Origin of the sequence: Erwinia persicina NBRC 102418 (assembly GCF_001571305.1) — a bacterium.
Classification (GTDB): Bacteria; Pseudomonadota; Gammaproteobacteria; order Enterobacterales; family Enterobacteriaceae; genus Erwinia; species Erwinia persicina.
In genome coordinates this window covers 72,576-98,535 of the sequence record NZ_BCTN01000009.1, presented here as the reverse complement: position 1 = coordinate 98,535, position 25,960 = coordinate 72,576, and the positions used below count along the sequence as shown (strand labels likewise).

The following is a 25,960-nucleotide window of genomic DNA, read 5'->3' as shown; positions in this document are numbered from 1 at the left end:
ACCCTCGCTCACATAAGGCAGACCCTATCATGACATCTCCACAGGCTTTGATTATTGGCGCTTCACGCGGCATCGGTTCCGGACTGGCGACGACCCTGGCCGATCGCGGCTGGCAGGTGACGGCAACCACGCGTAAAGATTCCCCGGCCAGTGCCGCCGCTATTCGTTGGCTGACGCTGGACATTAACCTGCCGGAACAGCGCGAAGCGCTGAAGGACGAACTGGCAGACCAGCGGTTTGACGTGATTTTTATTAATGCGGGCGTTTATGGCCCGGACCATCAGATGCTGTCGCGCACCAGTGACGACGAACTGCTGGCGCTGTTTAAGACCAACGCTTTCTCACCAGTGCGCTGCGCGGAAATGCTGTTGCCACTGGTTAAACCACGCAGCGGCATCCTGGCGCTGATGACCTCGCAGCTGGCCAGCCTGAATGAAAACCCGGATGCCACCTACCCGCTGTATGCCGCCAGTAAAGGGGCATTGAATATGCTGGCACGCGGCCTGTCGGTGCAGCCCGAAGCCCAGGATAAAACGCTGCTCTGCGTGCACCCCGGCTGGGTCCAGACCGATATGGGCGGCAAAAGCGCCCCCCTGACGGTGGCGCAGAGCGCGGGCGGCATTGCCGACCAGCTGGAAGCCTGGCGCGGTAAGGGCGGCCATCACTATATTGATTACAGCGGTAAGTTACTGGCCTGGTAACGGCGCTTCAGCATCAACCAGCAGCAGCGTTCCGCGACTGCCGGGCAGCACCCGATGCGGGCTGCCCGGCGGTATCACAAAATAGTCCCCGTTTTTCAGCACCACGCCCTGTCCGTCTATTTCCAGCGTCATCTGCCCCTCGATCACCACCAGCAGCTCGGCAAAATGCTCATGCACTTCCTCAGGTATCCCTTCTTTGCCCATGCGGATCAGCTTCACATTCGCCTGTCCGATCTGACTGAGAATGACCGACCGCCAGGTGTGCGGTAGCGCCGCTGCCCCGGTTAATAATGATGTTGCCTTCAGCACAATCCCTTCCTTTTTAGCGCCTTTATAATAAGCGCTATTGATACCTGAAAGACGGCACCAGCGGATCTAAGATAATCCTCTAAGCTTTTGCAGCAGCTCGCTATCTGCCAGGCCCGGTTTATCGCAAACTCTTTTCTTTTTGCCCGGTTTCACAATGTTTTCCTCTGGTCTGCAGTGATAGACTCAGCAACGCGGAACAGAGGGATAATGCTCCCTGCGAACCACGCCGATAAAAAATAATAACGACGCGTTAATGCTCTCTGCTATGACAGCTTTTGCACGATTTATCCTCCACCTTACGCCCCGGGAAATCTGACCTATGAAGGAAAATTTGATTGAGCGCATCTCGACTGCGCTGGGCTCGGAAAAAACCCTCGAAGGATTTGTGCGTCAATTGCTGGAAATGCTGGAGCTGGTGACCGAGATGGAGTCCACCTATCTCACGCGGATCGACGAAGCGGGTAACGAACAGCATATCCTGTATGCGCGTAACAGCAGAAAAATGCAGATCCCTGAAGGACTGACGGTGCCGTGGCAGGATACGCTGTGTAAGCGCGCCCTGGACGAGGGGCGGCGTTACACCTGTGAGGTACCTGATATCTGGGGGGATTCTGACGCGGCCAGGGCGCTGGGGATCACCACGTACGTCAGTACCCCGGTTGTTATGGGCGACGGCACACTGTTCGGGACGCTGTGCGCGGCCAGCGCCCGCAGGCAGCCACTGTCTCAGCGCGGCGAACAGGTTCTTCAGCTGTTTGCCGAGCTTATTTCACAGTATCTTCGCAAAGAGCAGCTTTTAGAGGAGTTGCAGGAAGCGAACGCCACGCTGACCGCCGCCAGCTTCACCGACGAGCTCACCGGACTGCCCAATCGCCGCGCGGTGTTTGCCCGCCTGCCCGCGCTGTTTAACCATGCGCGCAATGATACCCATCACCTGCTGGTCGCGTTTATTGACCTGGACGGCTTTAAGGAAATTAATGACCGCTACGGGCACCAGACCGGGGATGAATTCCTGCGGGCTATCGGCCGGCGGCTGAAAGCAGTGACACAACAAGACGACGTGCTGGGGCGTCTGGGCGGCGACGAATTTATCCTTGCCACTACTGTTACCTCGCAGGATGACACCGCTGCCGCCACGCTGAAGCAGCGCATCTCGGCGATCCTGAGCGGTAGCTATCAGCTTTCTGTCGCGAAGATAGAGTATGCCGGTGCCAGCATTGGCCTGGTCAGCGTGGACCCGGCCCTGAGTACGCCGGACAGTGCGGTGCGGGATGCCGATGCCGCCATGTATCAGGATAAAGATCGACGCAAACAGAATCTGGCCTGCGGTCAGGGACTTTAGTGACATGGGTGGTGAACTGACTAAAGTTTCAGGCAAAAGGACCGATGTAAGTAGCACTCATCCTGAACTGCACGGAACGACCATGTACCTGATCAAACCCACAGAGCTGATTCTGCTGTCACTGACCCTGGCATACTGTCTGGCCACTTATCTCTGGTTCTAGCGCTCAAGGGATGAGGCCTCCGCTAACCTGATGGTATAATTCTTCTGCCCCGGCAAAAACGTAACCGGCCCCTGTGTCGGTTTTTATGTGGCTTTTTACAGACAAAAACCTCGCAGAATACGAAATAAATGCGGCTATCGTTCCAATTTTTATCGCCTTAAGCCAAATAAATAGATTGCTTTACTGAAATTTATGACAGCATACGGACCCGCTTAACCCATTCACACGAAGTGGCCAATTTTGCCCGAGGCATCGGTATGCGGCTGGCAGCGATCGGTTTAGCTCATGACTAAGGCAATCCGCCCTATGGTCATCAGGGCGAGGCCGCTATGCGGGCCTGGTTTATCCGCCACCTTGCCCCACTGGTCAACAAGCAAGACACCTTCTACAACGATTTCTTTCAGTTTGACGGCAACTCACAGACCTTTCGTCTGGTGACAAAGTTACAGATCCTCAACGATCAGTACGGACTGAATCTCACCTACGCAACGCTGGCCGCCCTGATAAAATACCCCCGTTCCTCCTGTTGCAAGAATCAAACCCCATGGACGAAACACGGTTTTTTTTATTCTGAAGCCGGCGTGGTTGAAGAGGTGTGGGAAAAAACCGGGCTCAAAGAAGGGGTGCGTCATCCACTGACCTACCTGATGGAGGCCTGCGACGATATCGCTTATTCCGTACTGGATGCTGAAGATACCGTGAAGAAAGGACTTGCCTCCTATCACGATCTCATCAGCTTTCTTCAGTGCTGGCATCAAGGTGATGAGGTGATTGACGCGCTGATAAGCCAGACGGAATTAAAAAATCGCCAATGGAACACGCATACCAATGGGCTCTCTCCCGCTGAACTTAACGATATGAGTATGCAAATGTTCCGGGTCTATGCCGTCAGTGCCCTGATCAATGCGGCCGTTGACGCTTTCAGGGATTATCACCACGTGCTTATGCAGCCTTGTTGTACCTTTGAGGACTTAATGAGGGTCAGCCGGGGCCATCAGCTATGTGAAGCGCTGAAAGAGTTCGACAGAACGCGGGGCTATCGGCATCGTTCCGTTCTGGAACTGGAGCTGAAGGGTTCGAACTATATTCAGGGACTGATGGATATGCTGTGGCTCGGCATTCACGGGCATAAAACACCGACAGAAAAAAAAAGAAGATAATAAGCGTGCCCAGTGCGAAGCCGGTTTTACCCCTCTGCCTACGTATCGCTCAGACACCCCTTTTGGCCGTTACGCCTATGGGCGCATCTCAGAAAATTACCGGCGTATCTTTGAAGATCCCCATAATCCGCTGCCCCGGCTGTACAAAGAAGCACAGCTGCTCACCGATGCGGTTGCAGGGATGACGGACAGTTATTTGATGGACCTTCATGATGAGTTAAAATCGCTCTATGAATACGAATGTCGTCAAGAGCCAGAAGCATCTTAAACGCCGTATCGAACGCTTTTTCCTTTGTCGCCGTGAAGGTCAGGCTGCCGGGGTGTTAATCGACGCGCTGGCAGCGCACAGCCGCGCATGGATTTTCGGCGGGATGATCCGCGATATCGGGCTTTTTGGTCGCAAAGGATTTACCTCTGATATTGATATCGTGGTCGACAGCAACCGCGAGAGTTTATTACAGCTTCTCTCTACCCTGGGTGTGTCACAGCCTGCAATGACCCGATTTGGTGGCATCCGTTTTCGCTATCACGCGATGGAGTATGATATCTGGTGCCTGTCCGACACCTGGGCTTTTAGAGAAAATCTGATCCCACTGGAAGATGCAAACAGCCTGTTTAAAACAACGCTGATGACGTGGGATGCGATCCTCTATGACGTTAACAAACGTCAGGTGATCAGCCCGGACAACTATCTGGACGATCTGAACGACCGCCGTCTGGAACTGGTTTTCGGCCAAACACCTAATGAAACCGGTTCACTGATTAAAATCCTTCGTACTATCTACAACAAACGCGTTGAAGTGCTGGGACCGGAGCTTTGTCAGTATCTCGCTCAACGACTTAAGCAGGTTGAGTTCGAGCTGCTGTGGCGCTATGAGAGGACACATTACCGCACAAACTCGTTCAGCGCCGACCAGATTACCGAACTGATGCGCTACCTGGATCGGGCCAGCCCGACGGGCGATCTGAAGATAAACATCAATGAAAGAGAATGTCAGCTGGCGTTTCATTTTAACGATAACCCAGGGAAAGGATGAGAGGTGCTGATTATCTTTGATATGACTCAACATTTCCTGTCAGAGTTGTGCTAATATCCTTTCCGCTCTGCGGCCATCGTATAATGGTATTACCTCAGCTTCCCAAGCTGATGACACGGGTTCGATTCCCGTTGGCCGCTCCAGCTCCCCTCTCTCAGTCCCGTTTCCTTCCTTAAGCAAAATTTCCCGTAAAACTTTTTGATCCGATGCCGATAACCGTTATCAGGAAAAATGAGGGTCGGGCAGGATCATGCTAAGTCTAAAAACCAATGTGTCAGCGCTTGTCGTGCAGCAGCATTCCCTGAAAACCAGCTCTGCCCTTGATGAGTCTATCCGTCGCCTCTCCTCCGGGATGCGCATCAACAGTGCCCGCGACGACTCGGCTGGACAGGCAATTGCTAACCGCCTGACCAGCCAGCAGAAAGGCCTCGCCCAGGCGCAGCGTAACGCTGCCGACGGCCTGTCGCTTGCTGAAACCGCTGAAGGCGCACTGAGTGAAATTAACGATCGCTTACAGCGCATCCGCGAACTGACCGTTCAGGGGGTGAGTGAAACCTATTCTCAGACCGACAGTGATGCGATTCAGGCCGAGATTAATCTCAACCTGAAAGAGATCGACCGACTGAACAGCACCGCCAGCTTTAACGGCATCAGCCTGTTGAACGGTAGCGCGGGAAAAGTGGGCTTACAGGTGGGGGCGTACGATAATAATAAAATCGACCTCGACTTAACGCGCGGGTTCAGCGTTGAACAACTCGGGTTAAAAGACCTGATTATTCGCGGTATCAGCGGCGCGGTCTCACCGGTCAATACCCTCACCGGCATTGCCAATAATATTGCGCTGAACAGCGGAGCGGTGTCGGTCAGCTATAACACCAACGGAACACTGACCTCTCCGCAACTGGTCAGAAGCAACGCCAGCAATCAGCTCTACATACAGGGAACGGCTGCTGACGGCACGGCGGCGTTTTATCCGGCATCCTACGCCGCCACCTGGACAACCGCGACGACCAGCGGCACAGTCGCTGTCGGCACCACCAGCATGACGCCCCTCTACAGCGCCGTCGATGAGATTGCCGCCCGCCCTCTACCGTCGGTTAACTTCCTGGACGACAGCGGCAACGCCCTGGCCGCCAGCCCGCCGCCCACTCTCACGGAGAGTAACGGCCAGTATTATATTGAGCAGAACAATGTCTATTACGCTGCCGGGATCCGCTTTAGCACCAGCGGGAATGTCACGGCGCAGATAACGCAGGCCACCGGTCAGCCGGACACCGATTTTTCCCCCCTGCCGGCCCAGGTAACGCAGACGCCCGCCATCGATATCAGCGCGGCGACGGTGACCTTTACCGATGCTGGCGGCAGCCCCGTCGCAGGCAATGATGCCCGTCTGGTCCAGTCCGGCGGGCAGTACCTGATGGAAGTGGCGGACGGCAGCGGTCACTATCAGTATTTCAATGCCAGCGTCAGCGCCAGCAGCGACGGGACGAACAACACATTAAGCGTGACGGCCAGCAGCACCGCCAGCCAGAACAGCTTTACGGCCGTGTCGACCGTCACGGGAACCTCCATCGTGACCCTCGACCCGGCCAATGTTGAAACCCGCTACAGTGATGCCGCTGGCAACACATTCAGCGATGTGCTGCGCCTGGACGCCAGCGGCAACTATTATATGGACGTGCGCGGCGCGACTGTCGATAAAACGGCCACACTGGTTCATCAGGATGACGGCAGCAATACGCTGCTGTTAAAAACGCTGCAGGGCGTGGGAGACGTACAGATTTACTTCGCCACCACGATGGCCGCCGTCACGGATGCTTCCACCAACAATACCCAGATGAGCATTGCGGAGGTCGGGTCTGAAATTCGCCTCCGTAACCCGGACGATCCGCTGGCCACCCTTGACCGTGCTATCAGTCGCGTGGACAGCCAGCGATCGCTGCTCGGTGCCGCCGCTAACCGCCTGATGTCGGTACAGAACGTGCAGGCCACCACGACCACTCATCTCGCCACCTCACGATCGCGTATTGAAGATGCCGATTATGCCGCCGAGGTTTCCGCGCTGACCCGCGCGCAAATCCTGCAGCAGTCGAGCGCATCGCTGATGTCGAAAGTGATGACAATGACGCCGCAGATGATTATGTCGTTACTGGAGGGGTAATTCATGCTACCAGCGCGGAGAAAGGAGTCCCCGCGCCCTCCTCAGGTTTTACTCACCGTCCAGGTTTTGACTTTATCGTTTTGCAGGCGAACCGTCAGGGTTCTGCCTTCGGTGGTACTGCCGGTTTTCGCCTGGCTCCACGTCCACATCAGTATCGACTGCCCCTGCGGAAAAGGCGTGTCTGAAGAAGGCTCACCAAACAGCGCGATCAGATCCTGCTTTGTCGTCACATCATGATGGATACTGGCCAACTGGGCATCATCGAAATTATTGCCCACTGATGCGGTGCATCCGGTCAGCAGCGCCAGCATCAGGCACCCGACTATTTTTTTATTCATGGCTGGCACCTCTGCCGTTATGATTATTCTGCTGCATAAACTACAGCATAAATTCCGAAAATGGTGACGCCTTTTCATTGACTCAGGATACGACGACCCGTTTGCTGAACATGGTGTTGAGCGCCAGCGCGAGCAGCCCTGCACCAACGACGATCAGAAACAGATATCCCAGCCAGTGGAACAGCCAGATCCCCGCCACGCCACCCAGTAAAAACGCCAGGATGGTATAAAAGTGCAGCCGAAGGCGTTCCAGATACTGCGGGGCATTCTGCGGTGACTCTTTCCGGCGCAGCACGTCAAACAGCATAGCCAGTTCAATACCAATATCGGTTGCCGTGCCGGAAACATGGGTGGTTCTGACCCGCGCATTAGAGATCCGGGTGACCACCGCATTTTGCAGCCCCATCAGAAAGCTCAGACTGAGGATCAGCAACGCCCCCGGTGATGCCAGCGGCAGCCAGCCAGCCACCGCGCCCAGCAGCACCAGTGCCAGTCCCTCTATAAAAATGTTCACGGCATAAATAGTACTGATGGCTCTTCTGCGGCCCGCATTAATAATCAGGGTCGACACAGCCGAACCGGCGATAAATAACAAAACAATGGCCAGAAAGAAGATGCCCGCCGTCAGATTAGCCTTCGCCAGATGATCCGACAACGAAGAGATATTGCCCGTCATATTGGCCGAAAAAAAACCGACACTTTCAAAGGCTGCCGTATTCAGCGCCCCGGCCACGGCGGCCAGCGTACAGGCCAGACGGCTATCCGTATTGAAAGTTCTTGCCGCATCGGTACTGATCAACATGTCGCTAACTCAACAAAAACGCACAATACGCTATGATCCCCCTGTTCAGGCTGACTGGCAACAGGTGCATTGCGGTATTGTCCATATTCCGTGAACGGCGCTTTTGTTCCATACAAACGCTATTAGTTAGGAGACACTATTATTATTGCATTACCAGAGTAGGCTCCCGGTTTCGCGCCCGTTATCGTCAAATCAGATCTAACCATCAGTCTTGGCCCCGGAACTAACCCTACTGACACCCAAGTGCTGACACCAGGCCCCAGAACTAGCCTGTTTCCCCCCTCGATGGTGACATTTGGAGATGGACCGCATGATACGTCTGTATAAATGGTTATTTGATCGCTAGCGTTAGGACCAAGAGTCCCGTGTTGCAGATCTTGCAGCGGTCCGACGCTGCAGGATTCTTCCGGCGCAGGGGGTTGCACACAATTACGAGCGCCTGTATTAGCAACGGTCCCGGCGTTAAATGTTCCCCATGGCGTGGCGAGTCCCGCCCCTGTCAGCACACCGGCCATCGCACATTCCGCCCCCGGACCAGCCCCATTATGGAAGCCCCAACTCGATCCGAACGAACACTGGGTGACATCATCGATGTCCCAGTGAAAGGTATCTGCAAACTTGCACCCGGCGGACATACTTGGTCGGTGCGCCGAATTGTCCTCCCATGCGCACATTGTGAACGGCTTGCCGTTCCCGCCGAACGAACAGTGGATACCGACAAACTTCAGAATTGAGTCTGTGGGTCTGTAAGGGACGGAAGGTTCTCCCTGTTCCACCATCCCAACCCTTCCTGCATACATAACACCAGATGAACACGGCCCCTCCGACGCCCCCTGGCATTGCGTGATGCGCGCTTCAGTAACTGTTGGCCATAGTATGGCCCTGGCCGGAGTCGGTGCTGCAAAATAGAGTAATAAGCTCAGTCCGGTCAACAGGGCCAGATGACAGGCTTTATAAGCCCGGTCATTTTTGTGGCTTGTTTTTTTAAAACACAGGTTCATTTTTTCACCATTTGGAATATCAGATACACCGGGCAGAACGAACATCTACTTTGTATCGTTGGTGCCGGATGGGATTAATTGATTCCGCTGTCACAGACAATCAAAATAATTCCCCAGTATCCTGCGTGCTTCTAATATCCCCCCGCCTCGTACGTCTGCATCCGTAACTCAGTCTCTGACGGTGACAGTTTTGTATCCGGGCATGCTGGTATTAAAAGCCCATGTGATATCGGTACTGATCAAAATGTTGAAAATTCTACAAAAAAACACTAATTTAAGGCATTAATGGGCGGTGAAAACGCCAGGCAATGGGTTGGACCATCTTAAGAAAAGCACTGTTGCGCCTTGCGATTCTGCTGCATATCGCAAGGCACCCCAAAATGCTTTCAATGCATTAAGACACTCAGGTAGTGCCCATACGCGGTTAACGGCGCTTTTGTTCCATGCAAAACGCTATCAGTCGGGAGACACCATTATTACAGCATTAGCTGAGTAGGCTCCCGGTTTCGCGCCCGTTATCGTCAAATCAGATTGAACCGTCAGTCTTTGATTCTCAACCCATGCTGTCAACGTCGTACTGACGCCAGGTCCCAGATTTAGCGTCGCGCCACCCACAATGGTCACCTTTGGAGACAGACCGCATGAAACATTAGTATAAGTCGTTCTTATATCGTTATCGGTTGGACCAAGAGCCCCATGCTCCAGGGTTTGCAGCGTGCCGACGCTGCAGCCTACTTCCGGCGCCAGGGGTTGCGAGCAATTACGGGAGCCAGAATTGGCTACGTCCAGGGCATGCAGCGCTCCCCACGGGGTGTAAAGCAGCACAGATGACTGGCTCTGTGCGCCGACCATCACACACTCCCCCCCCGGGCCGGCCCCACCATGCGGTCCCCAAGTCGTTCCGAACGAGCACTGGCTGATATCCTTGATGTCCCAGTGGTCTTTATCTACAAACTTGCATCCATAGGCCAAATCTGGACGATGCGATAAATTGTCAGCCCATGAGCACTGACTGAACGGCACGCCGTTCCCGCCGGCCTCGCAGTGGATACCAACAATTCGCACACCTGACGACAGCGGGGGCCTGGGGGCGGTAGGTTTCCCCTGTTCCAGAAAAATGATCTTTCCCGAATAATAAACATCTTCCGAACACGGCTGCTGCCACGTATCCCTGCATTCCGTGATGTGCACGTCAGTTGTAACCGGCCATAGTATGGCCCGGGCTGGAATCGGAGCTGCAAAATAGAGTAATAAGCTCAGTACAATTAACAGAACCAGATGACTGGTTTTATAAGATTGGTCATTTTCATGATCTATTTTTTTAAAGTATGGACTCACTTCTGTCACCATTGTGGAATATTAAAAGATCGAACAATTCGAGCACCCACCTCGTATCGTTGGTGCCGGATGGGATTAATTAATTCCGCTGCCACAGACAATCTAAATAATTTCCCAGCATCCTGTCCTGCGCGCTCCTAATGTCGATATTGCTTCGTACGTCCGCATCCCAACTCAGTCTCTGTCGGTGACAGTTTCTGTATCCGGGCATGCTCGTAAAACCGCGTGCGTCGTGCATGATGGTGGGAGCCTGTTGAACTGCCGCACGCAAAGAAAGCATAAACGTCAGATATTGACTTTGAAGGTCGCATGACGACGGTTGTATAGCCTGGGCGAAGCGTCTTGCCTGGCTACTGCGCACTTATTCATATTCAAGTCTAAAGGTAGCCACCGCGCTGAACGGCCCACCCGCAATGGTTCGCTTGGCGATCGCCTCCGGTTCACCCTGCACATAAGCCTGGAACATCAGAACATTGCTGCCGCTGTCCAGCGGATAAATTTGTCCTTCTTTATTTAGCGCCAATGGCTGCCCCGCCTGGTTTTCCAGGCCGATAGCAATACCGGATGCCATACTGCCGCTGTTAACAGCCAGCAGCCCCTTCAGATTAGGATTTTCCGCACCGCTAAAGACTATCATCACTATTTTAGACAGGCTCAGATCGCACTGCGACAGTCGAATATTAAACTTCTGACTGGGCGTTCGTTTATTAATGTACAGGTAATTAGCAAAGACAGGGTCAAAGTTCATCTGTACGCTCTCGTCACCCTGTGCGATTACGCAAGGTTCCGCTACCAGCGCACCGTGCAGGCGAACATTGTAAGCCTGCGCCATGCTGCTAAATACCAGCAACGATGTAATCGGTAACGCAAAAGTCAGTCCTTTTACCCAGTTCATTGATAAACCACCCTCAATGTAGCCGTAGCTTCAAACGGCCCCTCTGTTAATGTCGCACCTTGCCGTTTCACCGGCACGGCCTCAAGCCGCGGTTTACTGAGGATGCTGATAGGGAGCGGTTTGTTCAGGGTAAAGGGAATGCCATTTTGCTTAATCTGGATAGCCAGATCGGTAATACCGGTAACGACCGCCGCCCGATCATAATCTGCTGGTGTGCCGACTATCTCCAGCGTCATTCCCTTATCGTCTGCGCCGGATTCACAGGTAATCTGGTAGTTCATCGGCTGCAGGTAGTTCTCCCCGTTGACTTTGTTAATCCCTACCCGATTGCCAAAGTCAACATCAATAGCGTCATCCTTGCTGTTTTTTATGGTGCAGGCAGGAGGATCAATTAAAGTGCCAGTGAACATCATATTCTTCGCAGCCTGCCCCGCAGGACTCAGCACGCCACAAATCAGCAGCAAGACAGCACCTGAGTAGCTTTTCATTGATAATCCACCTTCATCGTGGCACCAGCGGAAAACGGTCCGCTAGTCAGGATGGCACCGGGGCGTTTTACCGGCACCGCCTCAAGATTTGGCACATTCTGATAGTTGAAATTCAGCCAGCGATTGATGGGCATAGGCTCACCATTACTTAACACTTCAATACCAAAGTCAGTTTTTGCGGTTCCCAGTACAGAGGCATCAAACGCAGCACCGGCCCCCTCAATCATCATCTTTAACGCATTCGACGAAGCGCCATCGCACTGTAATGAATAGGTGATCTTCCTTTTATTATAGTTGCCGTCGACTTTGTTCGTTATCACGTCGTCACCAAACGGCACTTCAATTAAACCACCTTTATTGATGGTGCACGCCGGCGCTACAACCTGCACCTCGACTCTCACTTTGGTACTGGCAGCCCTCGCCTGAAAGGCGGCTCCCACGACAGCCAGTGCCAGGCAGATCACATACAACGCCGGTTTCCGTCTGCATAACCTCACAGTGCCCATGGCCCCCGCCTTAGTCATAGTTAAGCCTGAAATCAACATGAGCTGAATAAGCTCCAGCCTGCAGCGGTGCGCGCGTACGTTCCGGTGTGACAATATAGTCCAGTGAGTCTTGTCCTGCGGCCAGCAGCAGCGGTGCCCCACGGCTGCCCAGCCGAATATCACGTCCGAGAGAGTCAGCCATACGCAACGCGACGCCAGATGCCCCGCGTACCGCGATTAGCTGTGGGTTATCTGCGTCTGCTGGTGCGACAAAAGTGAACGACACGGCCGGCTGGTAAGCAGCCCATAGCAGATTTCCATTATGCTCGTCGCGATTGTTCGCGGGACTGCGTACGCAGTCCCGCAGGTGTAGCGTTATGGCAACCGGCGTCCCCTGTGCACCTATTGTCGCCATACGCGCTGTCCCTGTTTCCCCCAGCCATACATCCTGATAAGCCGATGACATCTCTAACCGGCAAGCACTCTCAGTCAGCGCGCCGCGTATATTCAACACACCATTAGCACCATCGACATCCCAGTTATCCGCTGCATGGGTTTCCGGGAGCATCGCCATCACGTAGCCAAACACCAACGGGATTACCAGCACCGCCATTCCTTTAACCAACAGGTCATGCCGCTGAGGACAAGACAGGAAATCCTTCCTTTGATTTCGTTGTTGCATGCTCCGTTCCCTCTGTTAAGGTAGTAATCAACCCTTTTTTCCCGGTTTCACTTTGCATTCGGTTCCGCCACAATCGAACTGCAACTGTGGACGTCCGCCGTAATCATTGACATAGATCAGCACTGGCGCATTACCCAGAATGGACGCGCTAACGTTCAATACCTCTTTCGCCTTTGGCGCTATCATCAGCGGTTCAAACCCCTTAACGCTGGCCCCACCTGGCTTTGTGGTGGCATCGATAAGCGTCACGTAATACGGCGTCGGATTGTTAACCAGGTATTTGCCACCCTGCTTGATCAGCGTCAGCTTTTCCTGCCAGGGCGCAGCACCTTCGGTATCACTTAACGCATCAGGCCGATAAAACAATTTGATGCGCGTCTGCAATGCCAGCTGCAACGTGTTAGGTTTTTCACTCTTTGGCGGGATCTCACGCAGGTTGAAATAGAACAGCGTCTCGCGGTCCTGAGCCAGAAGATTGACGTTAGATAAGGCCTGAATCTTAATCTGGCTTTTAGCGCCGGGTTCCAGACGCTGCAAGGGCGGCAACACCATCAGTGGCGTAGTGATTTTATTCCCTTGGGCATCTTCAACCCATCCCTGCGCCAGATAAGGCAGTTGCTTATTTTCGTTACTGATGTTCAGGCTGACAGATTTATCAGCACCGCTAAACACCACCCGGGTTCGATCCAGGGCAATCGCTGCCTGAGCCTGCTGTACGCACAATACGCCTGTCAGCAGGGCACCTGTCAGGGGTAAAAAGTTCTTGTTCATTACGTTCATCGTTGATTACTCGCTATCTGAGTTCTTTCAATTCAGTAAGGTGGCCAGGGCAAGTGGAAGTCAGCTCGCCCCGGCACAGTGGCTAAAATTTTGTTTCTGGCGCGAACATCAATCTGCCTCTTTACCTGTCGGCAGCAGACGGCATGGCAGCAAGAGAGCTGACGTATCGCTGCGCGGTATCTGTGCGGGTAGCGTAACCACACACTGCACCTGTCCACTCCAGCGTACGGTCATCTCTTCTTCAGGGTTAATACCGCTCAGATATACGCTACCGTCGTCGCCAATGATGCCAACGTTCTGCTTTTTAGGGTTTTGTACCGTGGCGCCGAACGGAGGCGTGGTGCCATCAGCCAGGCGGATAACCGCCATGGCTTTCTCACCGGCGATCACCTCAAATTTACGATAGCCAATGGCCCCCTCGGTCAGGGTCGCCTGCACCACGGAGCGCGTCGCCTCAGCATTTTCAGGAAGTTCGTTGACGTCGATGCTGATTTTATTGCGATAGTAGCTGTTGACGTCGGTTACCACTGCTTTGCCGAAGCGGTTACTGCGTGTCACTGGGCCATAACCGCTAATCGGAATATCCGCCACACCGTCGGTATCAAGCAGTAAGCGGGTTCCGCCAATCATGCCTGAACGGTGCAGCGCAGCCCCTTCGAGGGTGGCCGTTGCTCCCCCCTGTAGCGATAACCCCACAGACGAATAACGCCCTTCCTGGTAACTGGCGTTAGCATCGATCTGCGCCATGTCCCCCTGGTGAGAGTAATAGCCACTCGCCATACCGCCGTCGCGGCTAATGCCGCTACTCAGTTGGTAACTGTCGCCATTTTTCAGTCGATCGTAGTAACTCACCTGGTGACTATTGTTGGTACGGCTATAGCTGCCGCTGTAGCTGATCGATCCGCTGCCTCCCCACGGCAACGATAACGAGAGGTACATGCCGTCGTCGTTGGCACCGTAATATTTATTGCGGTATCCCGTCAGCGACAGGCTGATATTCCTGAACTGACCGATGTCGAAATTACGCGACAGCGTCAGGGTATAACGGTCATTGGTGGCACTGTTCCAGTAAGTCTGGTGGTTGTAGTTCAGGTAAGCACTCACCCCCAGATCGCGGAGTTGCTGACTGTAACTGATGGTGTACATTTCTTTGCTGCTCTGGGTGCGGATACCGTTCTCCAGCACATCCAGATATTCACTCATCGACATGTAGTTCCGCTCCGAGAAGCGGTAACCGGCGAAGGTCACCTGGCTGTCAAATTCGTCGAAGCTTTTCGAATAACTCAGTCGGTAGGAGCCACCGGTCAGCGTGCCGTTTTCCCATTGATTGTTCAGGCGCGCACGCGACTGGGTAACGTCAAATGACAGCGCACCGAACATCATCAGATCCCGTCCAAGGCCGACTGCGACTGCATTGTAATCACCGCCCGCCACACCGCCGCCGTAAAGCGACCAGCCGTTGCTAATCCCCCAGGAAAACTCCCCCGTGGCAAACAGCGGCCCATTGGTGTTGTGCTTCCAGTCGGAGGGCCGCCCGCTTGCCACTTTGTAACGTACGGTCCCCGGTCGGGTCAGATATGGAATACTGGCAGTATCAATTTTGAACTCCTGCACGCTACCGTCCTGCTCTTCGACACGGACATCCAGTTGCCCGGTGACGGCATCATTGATGTCCTGAATACGAAACGGCCCAGATGCAACCTGGGTTTCGTAGAGGACGCGTCCCTGCTGGCTGATAATGACCTTAGCGTTGGTGCGAGCCACCCCGGTCACCTCGGGTGCATAACCGCGCAGGTTCGGTGGCAGCATGCTGTCATCACTGGTCAGGCTGGCCCCCGTAAAGCGGAAACTGTCAAAAATGTCGGAATACAGGTAATTTTCCCCAACCGACAGCTGTGCCCCCATGCGAGGGAGCGCCCGGTAAGCATAATAGCGGCTCCAGTCCCAGCTCTGGCGCGTACCCTCACCGCTACCAGTGGTATGATCCAGCCGTGTTTGCCAGTCAGCGCGCAGCCGCCAGGCCCCCAGATTCCCACCAATCGTACCGTTGCCGCTGACGTTATATTTCTGTTCACCACGTTGCTGCTGACGCTGAGTTTGCGCATTGAGGTAATAATCCAGCAGCAAGCCGGGAACACCATTATCCCAGCGCGATGGTGGATCCCAGTTATCCGCAGAATACTCGAGATAGGCCTGCGGCAGGCTCACGGTAAGGCTGGCACTGCCTAAATCGCCACGCGTTGACATACCCGGCAAACTTTTCAACGACAGGCACTCACCCTGATGCCACCAGGTGAGTTTTTCTTTCATGTCCGGCTTTAAACCAAACTGTTCGACCATTGATGGGCTGATGCAGGCGGTACTGTCTTTAGCATCATCCTCTGCGGGATAAAAAATTACGGACTGCTCAGGTAATTCCTGCTTATTAATTCGCACAAGCATGATGTAGTTGCCTGGCATGATATAACCACCGCGAGAGAACTGCCCCAGATCGATATTTTGACGATCTTTCACATCAAGAACATCAGTATTGAACTGTACTTCTTCCGCACTGGCATAATACCCAACAAAACCTAGCGCACAGGCAATGTAAACGCCCAGCGTACGGACGGGAAAGGGTAATAAATTCCAGTTAGCCATCATCATGCTTATTAGTCCCTTTTCTTATTTCCACACCAGCGCCACCAATGAAAATCATTGTTTTTCCATGCGCCATAAAGCAAATGACAGATACACCTGTTGAATAGATTCTTTGCTCTTTAATTTATCATTTCTGAGAATGGATCAGTAATAGTCCATTTTAAACCTGATAGTTGAGGTGTATTCTCCACTACGCAATGTCTGTTTATTACTCACTAACCGCAGAGAGTATTTCAGTTCTTTATTTCCCTCGCTGATATCCAGATAAGGCGAAGGCATGCCGGGTTTGATAATATTCCCGTAACTATCCACTATCTGTAGTGCAACACCCCGCGCAGGTCCGTCGACACCAAATAGTTCATTATCTACTCTGCCATCAAAAGTTACCTGAAAACGCCGCCACTTGGGCAAGCGGTCATCCACGCGATCCAAAACACAGTTTACTAACCGAATACTGAATGGATACTTGCCCCCTTCACCATCACGTATAATTTGGCTCAATGGTATCACCGACATATCAATAGTTTGATCGCGACTGTCGGTATCAATAGCGCAGGCAGTTTCAATCACAGCACCTTGCATGTTGACCTGCCCCCAGCCAGCCGCTTGGCTGCTCTGTCCAGGCAACAGCATCAACAGGCAAAGCGCCGGGTAATGAATGGTTAGCGGTTTCATCTCTCACACATCTCCCACAGATAATTCCAACAAGAATGCATGCAAGGTATTCCCCGCATGCATTCTTGATCCTGTTATCGGAACAGATTATTTGTAGTTAAGAATGAAGTTTGCCACGCTCTGGAATTTACCTGGGACGATAGTTTTATCATCACCACCGTCGCCTTTCAGATAAGCACTGAAGGCCAGCGTTGCTTCTGAACCACCAGCACTGAGGACCTGGCCCTGGGTTGCTTTACCCAGTTCAATCAAATTATTGCTACCGTCGGTAATAGCAATGCTGGCACCTTTAGCATCACCGGTCATACCCAGTAAGCCATTCTTACCGGCCGCACCATTGAACGTCGTGGTCACCGTTTTAGCGGTTTCCAGGCTGCATTTCTCCAGATGGATTTCAAATGGTTTCGGGCTGGAGTTACCACCGTTAAGCAGAGAAACGTTTGAAACACCGCCTAAATCTACAGTCTGGTCAAGAGACTTAGAATCAATCGAGCAGGGTGCATCAATAATAGAACCCGTAAAGGTCACTTTACCATGTCCCTGGTCGGTAGCTGGTGTACCAGTACCTGGCTCAGCGTGTGCACCCGCAATTGCACCTAAAGTCACTACTGCTGCCAGCATGGTTTTTTTAAAATTCATTTTTTGCTTTATCCTTAATAAAGAAAGTTATATTCCGTATTCCATTTTCTTTGCAAAGCCGCCACCACTTCTTTGGTGCCATTCAGCAAACACGTAATAGATAGTGTAGGTAACGCACTACTCTGTATCCCGTTGCGTCATAGCCACCAGCGACTGAGGAAAATGATAACCCCCGAAAAAGATTTTAGCAAAATAATCTAATTAAGATAAAGAAATCAGCATAAAAAACTAAATCACTCACAAAAGTACGCATTGATTAAGATTAAAAACCAACAACGAGTAACAAGTTAAAAAATAATACTCTATTAATTTCAATGGGATTTAAGGGAAGGAATCACTTGCTTAAAAATAATTTGACTATGCATGTAGAACTGCAATAAATTTAACAATCACAAAAAATAAGACTATTCTCATCATTGCTGCATTTTTGATTGCACACCCGGAGTAAATGAGTATCCACATGAAATATATAATAAATCTAACTATAGTCTTCGACCCAGAAAACCAATCGTTACTTGTCAGGAATAACCACCAGCTAAAAGTTGAGTTGTCTAACCCAGCAACACGCTTGCTAACAGAGTTCATAAAAAATAATAAAGTCGAGTTAACTCGCGAAACACTCATCAAACGCGTCTGGGAGGACTTTGGATTTTCACCGTCGAGCGCTTCGCTGAGTAACCATATTAGCGAATTAAGAAAAGCCTTCGCAGCGCTTGAGTTAAGTACAAAAATTCTGATTACCGTACCGCGGGTAGGCTTCAAAATGGAGGCTGAAATCCATCCTGAGACAAGGATGCAGGTAGACTCAGTCACTGCTGAAAATATAGAGCATGCCCCTTCCTCTTATGAATCGTCGGCAGAAAAAAATACTAAACCCACCTTGATTAACAAAAAGATAGTGGGGAAATTTAAAAAAAAACCTTTCTCAATAAAAATGGCAGCGCTTGTTTTAATCCTTGTCCTGATCATCCTTGCAATAATGGCAATTTACGTTGCTATGCCCCGGGATCACAGGCCGAGGTTAGTCGGCATTGAAGGGAAATGTAGGATTTATACTCTGAATGATAACCAGCAAGGCAATAAACAGTTTGATACCGCTAAAAGGATGCTGGCCAATAAGAGGATAGATTGTACGCAAACACAGCAGAACATCTATTATATGGAGGCTCGCCCGGAAGAGGGGCTGTTCAAAATTCACTTCATGGCTGCATGCACCCTAAATGACAACGTGGATCATACCGACTGCAGTAACTATAAGTTGGTTGAGTAACTTGCAATGAAAAGGATTATTATCGGGATATCCGTTTTTACGATCATCCTCATAAGCGGGGTTGCCCTTTACCTTAACAACACGAGCTGGACACCTTATCGCTGTAAATCTGTCGTAAATGCAAACCTTGTTTACATGAATGGCGAGAACCTTGACCTGAACTTAAGTGTTAATATGATCACCACCCATGAAGGAAAGAGTGAATGGCTTGTGGTCGGTTCCGTTAAAGGACGAAATATACAATATATTATCTCGCGAAGAGTGTTTCTCTCCACCAGAGAAAGTGGTTTTAAAGGGTTAACCAGATCCATGATAACCCGGGAAGAGCATCAGCCGATCGATAATATTCCCAACGACATCTGGCAGCGGCACGTTCTGCCTGAAGTTCCTGGTGTGGCGTTTTATATGGAAATGAAGCGTTTGGATAACAATCTGTTATTTGTTAAAGGGCTGACCAATCCCTTTTTTATCTGCGCGATTAACGAGAATTAACCATTTAAGGGCATCATTCCTTACCCTGTAAGTCATAATGCCCTTAGCTTCAGGCTACGAAAGCAGCCCTCTCAACATTCCATTGCCACTAAGTTAACATTAGTAAAAAAACCACTGAAAACCGACGTTAATAATATAAGAAACCAGCAGGGAGAAAGAGGCGCGCTGATTTCAACACTGGCGGAGGCGTGGTTAAAATGCGCTGACCTTGGGAACTGTCGCTTTCGTGATTTAATGAATATGTAGAAGGGTTGGCTGGTGTTCCGCTTTCGGCACTGCAGGAAATGGAAGGCTGGGAAAGCATAGAAATGGTACAGAGGTATGCGCACCTGCCACCTAACCCTCTGATTGCACATGCCCGGCATATTGATGCGATTTTTAAGGTGGATGTCCCAAATCTGTCCCACTCTGGAAAATTGAAAACGGGGAGTTGACTGTAAGTCATTGAAAGATATTGGTACGCCCTACAGGATTCGAACCTGTGACCTACGGCTTAGAAGGCCGGTGCTCTATCCAACTGAGCTAAGGGCGCATGGTGATTGCGTCGGATTATACGACGCGATCCTGCTGAGTCAACGTTTTTACAGTGAGTTGCATTCCACTGCTGAAGTAATGAACAGTCTCTCAGCCTCAGATCCGTATCGTGCCATAAAAAACCCACCTTGCGGTGGGTTCCTCATAAATACCAGCAACAGAGCCCCTTAATTGGTCGCTTTGTTTTTCAGTTCTTCTGCACCCTGCTTGGTTTTATCCCAGCCTTTCTCGGTGCCTTCTTTGGTTTTGTTCCAGGTTTTCTGGGAACCTTCAGAGATCTTGCTGCTGGTCGAGTGACTCTCGCCTTCCGCGGCATGTTTAGCTTTCAGCTGCATCTCTTCCCCTTCGTGCTGGGATTTATGCAGCTTCTCTTTGGCGGTATCAGCACCTTTATGCGCTTCTGCCACAGTGTTATCCGTCGTAGTCGCAGCAAAAACAGGTGAAGCCATCAGCAAAGCAGACAGTGCAATAATAGTTGTTTTCATCATTCCCTCTTTATCTTTTCGATAAGTTGCCGTGTCACAGTTCAATCCTGGCACAGCCCCGGCGGTAATGATTTAGGAATAAACCGGGAATGGCAGGTTAATGCCGTGTGGAACGCTTTAAAAGCAGTCTGTGGTGTCACCCTTGCCTGTCCATCGTTGAAACTCTGCCTGACAGCGAGCCGCGCTTCTGACAAAATAGGCGTAATCCCCGAATTAACTCAAAACAGATGGATCCCCTTTCTGATGGTAGCAAAAATTATTGACGGTAAAACGATTGCGCAGCAGGTGCGACAAGAGGTTGCAGCACTTGTTCAGCAGCGTCTGGCGGCAGGTAAGCGTGCTCCTGGTCTGGCCGTAGTGTTGGTGGGTGAAAACCCGGCTTCGCAGATTTATGTTGGCAGCAAGCGCCGTGCCTGCGAAGAGGTCGGTTTCCTTTCGCGTTCTTACGATCTGCCCGCGTCCACCAGCGAAGCGGATCTGCTCGATCTGATTACAAAGCTGAACAACGACGCGGAAATTGACGGTATCCTGGTGCAGCTACCGCTGCCTGCGGGCATCGACAACGTCAAAGTGCTGGAACATATTGCACCGGAAAAAGACGTGGATGGCTTCCACCCTTACAACGTCGGCCGCCTGTGCCAGCGCTCTCCGAAGCTGCGCCCGTGTACGCCCCGTGGCATCGTCACGCTGCTGGAACGTTACAATATTGATACATACGGCCTGAATGCCGTAGTGGTCGGCGCATCCAATATCGTTGGCCGCCCGATGAGCATGGAGCTGCTGCTGGCCGGTTGCACCACCACCGTCACCCATCGCTTTACCAAAAATCTGCGTCACCATATCGAACATGCCGATCTGCTGGTGGTGGCGGTAGGTAAGCCCGGGTTTATTCCCGGCGAGTGGATCAAACCCGGCGCGATTGTCATTGACGTGGGGATTAACCGCCTGGAAAGCGGCAAAGTGGTTGGCGATGTGGAGTTTGACGTGGCGGCTGAACGCGCCGCCTATATTACCCCGGTGCCGGGCGGTGTGGGGCCAATGACGGTCGCCACCCTGATCCAGAACACCCTACAGGCCTGTGAAAATAACGACGATGGAGCAACAGCATAATGGCAACTTTTTCTCTGGGCGATCATCCCCACGTGGATCTGTGCGATCTGATGAAACTGGAAGGCTGGGTTGAAAGCGGCGCAATGGCAAAAATCATGATCTCTGGCGGTCATGTCACGGTCAATGGCGTAAAAGAAACCCGTAAGCGCTGCAAAATTGTGGCAGGACAGAAGGTTGAGTTTGATGGCGAAAGCGTCACCGTAACGGCCTGATATTCAGGCAGATGCGCGAAAGGCTGCCTGCGGGCGGCCTTTTTTGATCGCGGCAGCGCCCGGGCGCAGTACGATTAACATTTCCTGTTGCGGTGGTCACTCCTCACCTGCAATCTGTGTTGCTCCGTCGACCTGCTGCAGCCGGTAGTGGCGTATCGCCGTGTGTCCGGCGATCAGCTGTGCCAGCAGCGGGGAGTGGCTGGTGACCCAGATCTGGCTGTAGCGACTCGCTTCAGCGATCAGCTGCGCCAGCGCCGGTAACAGGTCGGGATGCAAACTGTTCTCTGGCTCGTTAAGCGCCATAAAGGCGGGCGGGCGTGGACTGAGCAACGCCACCACCAGACAAAGGAAGCGCAGCGTGCCGTCAGACAGTTCAGCGGCGTCGAGCGGCCGCAGGATCCCCTGACGGTGCATCAGCATCTGAAAGCGGCCGCTCTGGGCTTCCACCTCAAAATGACTGTCGGGAAACGCCTGCTGCAAAATAGAGAACAGCAACTCGGTGTGGCCGCGTTCGCGGAGGGTCTCAAAGGCGGCGGCAAGGTTGCGACCATCGTGCGCCAGGATCGGCGAGCGGATGCCGACCTGCGGTACGCGCAGCGCACTGCCCGGCCAGACGGCAAACTCGTGGTAAAAGCGCCAGCCGCGCAGGTTCTCACGCACCTGCGAGACTTCCGGATAGAGATGCGGGTCAGCCAACTGACCAAAAACCGACTCTTCCTGGTGCAGTGAAGCCGGATAGGCCACGCGCTCCCCGTCGATATTGTGCAGAAAAGCGGTTTGATTGCTGCGCTCCAGCAGCTGCGCCGAACGCCGCCGCTTTTGCCCACTCAGCCAGAGCTGCTCTTTTTTCACCACCGGGTCGAGGTTAAACAGGCTGATCAGCGGTTCGGGAAAGCCGATCTCCAGCTGATAGTCGAAGTCGTCCATCGTCGCCGACAGGATCATCCGTTTGACTTCGCTATGACGTTCACCGCGCCGCGCGCCTCCGGCCCACATGGCTTTCTGAATGCCGCCATCCTCTGCCAGTGCCGGGGACAGGCGTTCGCAGGCCGCTTCATGCAGCAGGCGTACCGCTTTATACAGATTGGATTTGCCACAGCCGTTGGGGCCGGTGATAACGTTAAGCTGACCGAGTTCAAGTTCGAGGTAGCGAATGGAGCGGTAGTTGGTGAGGGTGAGTTGTCTGATCATGGTAACGGAGTCCTGACCTTCAGCAGAAAGGACAAGGGCGCGGAATACCGCGCCCCGGAGATTACTTACGACGCCAGCGGGTGCCGCCAGCACCATCTTCCAGCACAATGCCCATCGCATTAAGCCTGTCGCGCGCCACATCGGCCTGCGCCCAGTCTTTCGCCAGTCGCGCATCAATACGCATCTGGATCAGTGCTTCAATCTGCGCCACTTCTTCATCATTGATATTCACGCCGTTCTGCAGGAACTGCTCCGGATCCTGCTCAAGCAGGCCCAGCACGCCCGCCAGTACGCGCAGTCGCGCTGCCAGCCCCTCAGCAGCGGTTTTGTCGGTGTCCTTCAGGCGGTTGACTTCACGCGCCAGGTCAAACAGAACCGAATAGGCTTCAGGGGTATTGAAGTCATCATCCATGGCAGCACGGAAACGAGTTTCAAACTCTTCCCCGCCGGCCACAGCAGCACTGGCGTCGGTGTTACGGATGGCGATGTAGAGGCGCTCCAGCGCCGAGCGCGCCTGATTCAGATTATCTTCGCCGTAGTTCAGCTGGCTGCGATAGTGGCCGGACATCAGGAAATAGCGTACGGTTTCCGCGTCGTAGTGCGCCAGCACGTCGCGCACGGTAAAGAAGTTGTTCAGTGATTTTGACATCTTCTCGCGGTCAATCATCACCATGCCGGAGTGCATCCAGACATTCACATACGGACCATCATGGGCACAGGTGGACTGGGCAATCTCGTTTTCATGGTGGGGGAACATCAGGTCAGAGCCGCCGCCGTGGATATCAAAATGCTCACCCAGTTGCTTGCAGTTCATGGCTGAACATTCGATGTGCCAGCCCGGGCGACCCATCCCCCACGGGGACTCCCAACCGGGTTCGTCAGCTTTTGACATCTTCCACAGCACGAAGTCCATCGGGTTACGCTTCACGTCTGCCGCGACTTCCACGCGGGCACCAGCCTGAAGCTGATCGAGATCCTGGCGCGACAGTGAGCCATAGTTTGGGTCGCTGTCGACGGAGAACATCACATCACCATTGCTGGCGACATAGGCGTGCCCACGGTTAATCAGCTTGCTGACCAGCTCAATAATCTCTGGAATATGGCGCGTGGCGCGCGGTTCCTGGTCCGGCGGCAGAATATTCAGCGCGGCGAAATCCTTGTGCATCTCGGCAATCATACGATTGGTCAGTTGCTCAATGCTTTCGCCCTTTTCATTGGCACGCTTGATGATTTTGTCATCAATATCGGTGATGTTACGCACATAGTTCAGCTCATAGCCGCTGTAACGCAGATAGCGTGCCACCACGTCAAAGGCGGCGAAGGTTCTGCCGTGTCCGATATGACAGAGGTCGTAAACGGTAATGCCACACACGTACATCCCGATTTTACCGGCATGAATAGGTTTAAATTCCTCTTTTTGACGACTCAGGGTGTTGTAAATCTTTAGCATTGAGACATTCCGTTTTAAACGTGTGCGGGATTAGCGAAAAAATGGCGAAGTAAATATTCTGACGTATTCTTACCTTCAGCGCGGCGCAAAGCAAGGTTATCTGCGTTTCCTTTATAAAGGGGAGGCTGACGAGCTATCACATTTTGTGATATAAGAGCCGTCTGTCGCACGGGACAGACTCCCGTCTCAGTTCCCGGCGCTCAATGTTAAATACTCCAACCCTGACAGGATGAGAATATGGTCACTTTCCAGACTAATCATGGCGATATCGTCATCAAGACTTTCGATGATAAAGCGCCGGCTACCGTTAAAAACTTCCTTGAGTACTGCCGCGAAGGTTTTTACGACAACACCATCTTCCACCGTGTGATCAACGGCTTTATGATCCAGGGCGGTGGTTTTGAACCGGGCATGAAGCAGAAAGACACCAAAGAAGAGATCCGCAACGAAGCGGGTAACGGCCTGAAGAACACCAAAGGCACCCTGGCGATGGCCCGTACTCAGGCGCCACACTCTGCGACTGCCCAGTTCTTCATCAACGTGGCTGACAACGACTTCCTGAACTTCCGTGACGAAAGCCTGCAGGGCTTCGGTTACTGCGTGTTTGCTGAAGTGGTTGAAGGCATGGACGTGGTTGAGAAAATCAAAGCCGTGGCCACCGGTCGCAGCGGTATGCACCAGGATGTGCCAAAAGACGACGTGATCATTCAGAAAGTCACCGTCAGCGAATAATGTCGCATACGCTGTTTATCGCAGATCTCCATCTGTGTACTGAAGAACCGGCTATTACGGCCGGTTTTCTGCATTTTTTACGCCGTGAAGCACAGCAGGCAGACGCGCTGTATATTCTCGGTGACCTGTTTGAAGCCTGGATCGGTGACGATGACCCGAATCCGCTTCATGCCGAGGTGGCGCACGCCCTGCGCCAGCTGGCTATCCCCTGCTATTTTATTCACGGTAATCGCGACTTTCTGCTGGGCAAACGTTTTGCCAAAGCCAGTGGCATGACCCTGCTGCCGGAAGAGCAGGTGCTGGATCTGTACGGCAGGCGCGTGCTGATTATGCATGGCGATACCCTGTGTACCGATGATCAAGGCTATCTGCGTTTTCGCGCAAAGGTCCAGCAGCGCTGGCTGCAGACGCTGTTCCTCGCCCTGCCCCTCTTTGTCCGCCAGCGAATCGCCCTGAAAATGCGCGCCGGCAGCCGTCAGGCCAACAGCAGCAAATCCCGGGAAATCATGGACGTCAATCAGCAGGCGGTGGTGGCGGCGATGTCACGCCATCAGGTACAGTGGCTGATCCACGGTCATACTCATCGCCCCGCCGTTCATCCCCTGCTGATCCAGGGGCAGGCGGCTGAACGCCTGGTGCTTGGCGCCTGGCATGAAGAAGGGTCAATGATCAAAGTCAGTGCTGACGAAATAAGCCTGATTTCCTTTCCGTTCTGAGGTCAAAGTCTGAGTGAAAACGCGGCTATTTGACGCTACGCAACCGTTTTCCTCACCGCGCAGTCGTGATATTCTCTTTGCCCTTCCCATCGGGTCGCCCTGTTGAGCGGCCCTGGTGACGTTTTACAATCA

At 52.7% G+C, this 25,960-nt stretch carries 25 protein-coding genes, 2 tRNA genes and 1 pseudogene; 13 read left to right on the top strand and 15 right to left on the bottom strand.

The genetic code is table 11. From position 1 onward, the window contains the following. The first annotated feature begins 26 nt into the window (after positions 1-26). Positions 27-701 (top strand): SDR family oxidoreductase, encoded by a 675-nt coding sequence (locus tag EPE01S_RS11815; protein WP_373279672.1) that lies wholly within the window; start codon positions 27-29, stop codon positions 699-701. Here the strand turns inward: EPE01S_RS11815 and EPE01S_RS11810 are convergent. Then, positions 687-1,010 carry a cupin domain-containing protein gene (locus EPE01S_RS11810; RefSeq protein WP_245006690.1) on the bottom strand — a complete coding sequence of 108 codons (324 nt, stop codon included), beginning with the start codon at positions 1,008-1,010 and terminating at the stop codon, positions 687-689. The two genes, EPE01S_RS11815 and EPE01S_RS11810, sit on opposite strands and share 15 nt — an antisense overlap. A 319-nt stretch (positions 1,011-1,329) precedes the next feature. On the opposite strand from EPE01S_RS11810, the gene EPE01S_RS11805 reads away from it, so the two are divergent. From EPE01S_RS11805 to EPE01S_RS11785, 5 genes are all read left to right on the top strand, one after another. Next, the gene (locus EPE01S_RS11805) at positions 1,330-2,352 is read left to right on the top strand and encodes a sensor domain-containing diguanylate cyclase (protein WP_062745166.1); all 1,023 of its coding nucleotides are present in this window, start codon (positions 1,330-1,332) and stop codon (positions 2,350-2,352) included. 492 nt (positions 2,353-2,844) lie between these two features. Beyond that, complete coding sequence (locus tag EPE01S_RS11800) at positions 2,845-3,675, top strand: deoxyguanosinetriphosphate triphosphohydrolase family protein (protein WP_062745165.1); 831 nt, start codon at positions 2,845-2,847, stop codon at positions 3,673-3,675. A 230-nt stretch (positions 3,676-3,905) separates the two neighbouring features. Continuing rightward, positions 3,906-4,712: a hypothetical protein gene (locus tag EPE01S_RS23735; RefSeq protein WP_174522425.1), complete on the top strand. Its 807-nt coding sequence runs from the start codon at positions 3,906-3,908 to the stop codon at positions 4,710-4,712. 69 nt (positions 4,713-4,781) lie between these two features. Then, positions 4,782-4,855, top strand: a tRNA-Gly gene (locus EPE01S_RS11790). A gap of 107 nt (positions 4,856-4,962) precedes the next feature. Continuing rightward, complete coding sequence (locus tag EPE01S_RS11785; RefSeq protein WP_062745164.1) at positions 4,963-6,873, top strand: flagellin N-terminal helical domain-containing protein; 1,911 nt, start codon at positions 4,963-4,965, stop codon at positions 6,871-6,873. Positions 6,874-6,914: 41 nt separating this feature from the next. On the opposite strand, the gene EPE01S_RS11780 is transcribed toward EPE01S_RS11785, so the two are convergent. The 10 genes from EPE01S_RS11780 to EPE01S_RS11730 form a co-directional block, all read right to left on the bottom strand. Further along, on the bottom strand, positions 6,915-7,211 hold the full coding sequence (locus EPE01S_RS11780) for a hypothetical protein (RefSeq protein ID WP_062745163.1): 297 nt from the start codon (positions 7,209-7,211) through the stop codon (positions 6,915-6,917). A gap of 82 nt (positions 7,212-7,293) precedes the next feature. Next, entirely contained in the window at positions 7,294-8,013 is a 720-nt protein-coding gene (locus tag EPE01S_RS11775) for a YoaK family protein (RefSeq protein ID WP_062745162.1), read from the bottom strand. 2,700 nt (positions 8,014-10,713) lie between these two features. Continuing rightward, positions 10,714-11,247, bottom strand: coding sequence for a fimbrial protein (locus tag EPE01S_RS11765; RefSeq protein ID WP_062745156.1), 534 nt, complete (start codon positions 11,245-11,247; stop codon positions 10,714-10,716). Beyond that, the gene (locus EPE01S_RS11760; protein WP_062745154.1) at positions 11,244-11,735 is read right to left on the bottom strand and encodes a fimbrial protein; all 492 of its coding nucleotides are present in this window, start codon (positions 11,733-11,735) and stop codon (positions 11,244-11,246) included. The genes EPE01S_RS11765 and EPE01S_RS11760 overlap by 4 nt, the downstream gene beginning before the upstream one ends. Beyond that, positions 11,732-12,280, bottom strand: coding sequence for a fimbrial protein (locus tag EPE01S_RS11755; RefSeq protein WP_244634624.1), 549 nt, complete (start codon positions 12,278-12,280; stop codon positions 11,732-11,734). Before EPE01S_RS11755 ends, EPE01S_RS11760 begins: the two co-directional genes overlap by 4 nt. Next, entirely contained in the window at positions 12,252-12,902 is a 651-nt protein-coding gene (locus EPE01S_RS11750; protein ID WP_062745151.1) for a fimbrial protein, read from the bottom strand. Before EPE01S_RS11750 ends, EPE01S_RS11755 begins: the two co-directional genes overlap by 29 nt. A gap of 27 nt (positions 12,903-12,929) precedes the next feature. Then, the gene (locus tag EPE01S_RS11745; RefSeq protein WP_118664502.1) at positions 12,930-13,673 is read right to left on the bottom strand and encodes a fimbria/pilus periplasmic chaperone; all 744 of its coding nucleotides are present in this window, start codon (positions 13,671-13,673) and stop codon (positions 12,930-12,932) included. 117 nt (positions 13,674-13,790) lie between these two features. Then, the gene (locus tag EPE01S_RS11740) at positions 13,791-16,328 is read right to left on the bottom strand and encodes an outer membrane usher protein (protein ID WP_157076011.1); all 2,538 of its coding nucleotides are present in this window, start codon (positions 16,326-16,328) and stop codon (positions 13,791-13,793) included. 138 nt (positions 16,329-16,466) lie between these two features. Next, positions 16,467-16,997 (bottom strand): fimbrial protein, encoded by a 531-nt coding sequence (locus EPE01S_RS11735; protein ID WP_062745148.1) that lies wholly within the window; start codon positions 16,995-16,997, stop codon positions 16,467-16,469. 87 nt (positions 16,998-17,084) lie between these two features. Further along, a complete protein-coding gene (locus EPE01S_RS11730) occupies positions 17,085-17,636 on the bottom strand; it encodes a fimbrial protein (RefSeq protein ID WP_062745145.1) in 552 nt (183 codons plus the stop codon). A gap of 460 nt (positions 17,637-18,096) precedes the next feature. Between EPE01S_RS11730 and EPE01S_RS11725 the strand changes: the two genes are divergently transcribed. The 3 genes and pseudogenes from EPE01S_RS11725 to EPE01S_RS23935 all read left to right on the top strand — a co-directional run. Further along, entirely contained in the window at positions 18,097-18,906 is an 810-nt protein-coding gene (locus tag EPE01S_RS11725) for a winged helix-turn-helix domain-containing protein (protein WP_072277448.1), read from the top strand. Between the two features lie 6 nt (positions 18,907-18,912). Beyond that, positions 18,913-19,398, top strand: coding sequence for a FidL-like protein (locus EPE01S_RS22895; protein ID WP_072277445.1), 486 nt, complete (start codon positions 18,913-18,915; stop codon positions 19,396-19,398). Positions 19,399-19,652: 254 nt separating this feature from the next. Next, positions 19,653-19,832: pseudogene (locus EPE01S_RS23935) on the top strand (integrase); the annotation flags it as partial. A 21-nt stretch (positions 19,833-19,853) separates the two neighbouring features. Here the strand turns inward: EPE01S_RS23935 and EPE01S_RS11715 are convergent. Together EPE01S_RS11715 and EPE01S_RS11710 are read right to left on the bottom strand one after the other, a co-directional pair. After that, positions 19,854-19,930 (bottom strand) — tRNA-Arg (locus EPE01S_RS11715). Between the two features lie 169 nt (positions 19,931-20,099). Then, the gene (locus EPE01S_RS11710; protein ID WP_062745135.1) at positions 20,100-20,417 is read right to left on the bottom strand and encodes a KPN_00521 family repetitive protein; all 318 of its coding nucleotides are present in this window, start codon (positions 20,415-20,417) and stop codon (positions 20,100-20,102) included. Between the two features lie 243 nt (positions 20,418-20,660). Here EPE01S_RS11710 and folD point away from each other — a divergent pair, with 243 nt between their 5' ends. Together folD and ybcJ are read left to right on the top strand one after the other, a co-directional pair. Next, complete coding sequence (gene folD, locus EPE01S_RS11705; protein WP_062745132.1) at positions 20,661-21,527, top strand: bifunctional methylenetetrahydrofolate dehydrogenase/methenyltetrahydrofolate cyclohydrolase FolD; 867 nt, start codon at positions 20,661-20,663, stop codon at positions 21,525-21,527. Further along, positions 21,527-21,739: a ribosome-associated protein YbcJ gene (ybcJ, locus tag EPE01S_RS11700; RefSeq protein WP_062745129.1), complete on the top strand. Its 213-nt coding sequence runs from the start codon at positions 21,527-21,529 to the stop codon at positions 21,737-21,739. Before folD ends, ybcJ begins: the two co-directional genes overlap by 1 nt. 96 nt (positions 21,740-21,835) lie before the next feature. On the opposite strand, the gene EPE01S_RS11695 is transcribed toward ybcJ, so the two are convergent. Next, positions 21,836-22,930 carry an AAA family ATPase gene (locus EPE01S_RS11695; protein ID WP_062745372.1) on the bottom strand — a complete coding sequence of 365 codons (1,095 nt, stop codon included), beginning with the start codon at positions 22,928-22,930 and terminating at the stop codon, positions 21,836-21,838. 61 nt (positions 22,931-22,991) lie between these two features. Continuing rightward, positions 22,992-24,380 carry a cysteine--tRNA ligase gene (gene cysS, locus EPE01S_RS11690; protein WP_062745127.1) on the bottom strand — a complete coding sequence of 463 codons (1,389 nt, stop codon included), beginning with the start codon at positions 24,378-24,380 and terminating at the stop codon, positions 22,992-22,994. A 237-nt stretch (positions 24,381-24,617) separates the two neighbouring features. Here cysS and ppiB point away from each other — a divergent pair, with 237 nt between their 5' ends. Together ppiB and lpxH are read left to right on the top strand one after the other, a co-directional pair. Further along, positions 24,618-25,112, top strand: a complete 495-nt coding sequence (gene ppiB, locus EPE01S_RS11685) for a peptidylprolyl isomerase B (RefSeq protein ID WP_062745124.1) — start codon at positions 24,618-24,620, stop codon at positions 25,110-25,112. Then, the gene (gene lpxH, locus EPE01S_RS11680; protein ID WP_062745122.1) at positions 25,112-25,828 is read left to right on the top strand and encodes a UDP-2,3-diacylglucosamine diphosphatase; all 717 of its coding nucleotides are present in this window, start codon (positions 25,112-25,114) and stop codon (positions 25,826-25,828) included. The genes ppiB and lpxH overlap by 1 nt, the downstream gene beginning before the upstream one ends. The last annotated feature ends 132 nt before the right edge of the window (positions 25,829-25,960 follow it).

Bases quoted from the DNA above. Each gene is read 5' to 3' on its own strand.
- cysS (WP_062745127.1), bottom strand. From the start codon at position 24,380: ATGCTAAAGATTTACAACACCCTGAGTCGTCAAAAAGAGGAATTTAAA.
- EPE01S_RS11745 (WP_118664502.1), bottom strand. From the start codon at position 13,673: ATGAACAAGAACTTTTTACCCCTGACAGGTGCCCTGCTGACAGGCGTA.
- EPE01S_RS11740 (WP_157076011.1), bottom strand. From the start codon at position 16,328: ATGATGATGGCTAACTGGAATTTATTACCCTTTCCCGTCCGTACGCTG.
- folD (WP_062745132.1), top strand. From the start codon at position 20,661: ATGGTAGCAAAAATTATTGACGGTAAAACGATTGCGCAGCAGGTGCGA.
- lpxH (WP_062745122.1), top strand. From the start codon at position 25,112: ATGTCGCATACGCTGTTTATCGCAGATCTCCATCTGTGTACTGAAGAA.
- EPE01S_RS11695 (WP_062745372.1), bottom strand. From the start codon at position 22,930: ATGATCAGACAACTCACCCTCACCAACTACCGCTCCATTCGCTACCTC.
- EPE01S_RS11785 (WP_062745164.1), top strand. From the start codon at position 4,963: ATGCTAAGTCTAAAAACCAATGTGTCAGCGCTTGTCGTGCAGCAGCAT.
- EPE01S_RS23735 (WP_174522425.1), top strand. From the start codon at position 3,906: ATGAATACGAATGTCGTCAAGAGCCAGAAGCATCTTAAACGCCGTATC.
- EPE01S_RS11765 (WP_062745156.1), bottom strand. From the start codon at position 11,247: ATGAACTGGGTAAAAGGACTGACTTTTGCGTTACCGATTACATCGTTG.
- ppiB (WP_062745124.1), top strand. From the start codon at position 24,618: ATGGTCACTTTCCAGACTAATCATGGCGATATCGTCATCAAGACTTTC.
- EPE01S_RS11775 (WP_062745162.1), bottom strand. From the start codon at position 8,013: ATGTTGATCAGTACCGATGCGGCAAGAACTTTCAATACGGATAGCCGT.
- EPE01S_RS22895 (WP_072277445.1), top strand. From the start codon at position 18,913: ATGAAAAGGATTATTATCGGGATATCCGTTTTTACGATCATCCTCATA.
- EPE01S_RS11780 (WP_062745163.1), bottom strand. From the start codon at position 7,211: ATGAATAAAAAAATAGTCGGGTGCCTGATGCTGGCGCTGCTGACCGGA.
- EPE01S_RS11800 (WP_062745165.1), top strand. From the start codon at position 2,845: ATGCGGGCCTGGTTTATCCGCCACCTTGCCCCACTGGTCAACAAGCAA.
- EPE01S_RS11760 (WP_062745154.1), bottom strand. From the start codon at position 11,735: ATGAAAAGCTACTCAGGTGCTGTCTTGCTGCTGATTTGTGGCGTGCTG.
- EPE01S_RS11755 (WP_244634624.1), bottom strand. From the start codon at position 12,280: ATGTTGATTTCAGGCTTAACTATGACTAAGGCGGGGGCCATGGGCACT.
- EPE01S_RS11710 (WP_062745135.1), bottom strand. From the start codon at position 20,417: ATGAAAACAACTATTATTGCACTGTCTGCTTTGCTGATGGCTTCACCT.
- EPE01S_RS11730 (WP_062745145.1), bottom strand. From the start codon at position 17,636: ATGAATTTTAAAAAAACCATGCTGGCAGCAGTAGTGACTTTAGGTGCA.
- EPE01S_RS11725 (WP_072277448.1), top strand. From the start codon at position 18,097: ATGAAATATATAATAAATCTAACTATAGTCTTCGACCCAGAAAACCAA.
- ybcJ (WP_062745129.1), top strand. From the start codon at position 21,527: ATGGCAACTTTTTCTCTGGGCGATCATCCCCACGTGGATCTGTGCGAT.
- EPE01S_RS11750 (WP_062745151.1), bottom strand. From the start codon at position 12,902: ATGCAACAACGAAATCAAAGGAAGGATTTCCTGTCTTGTCCTCAGCGG.
- EPE01S_RS11735 (WP_062745148.1), bottom strand. From the start codon at position 16,997: ATGAAACCGCTAACCATTCATTACCCGGCGCTTTGCCTGTTGATGCTG.
- EPE01S_RS11805 (WP_062745166.1), top strand. From the start codon at position 1,330: ATGAAGGAAAATTTGATTGAGCGCATCTCGACTGCGCTGGGCTCGGAA.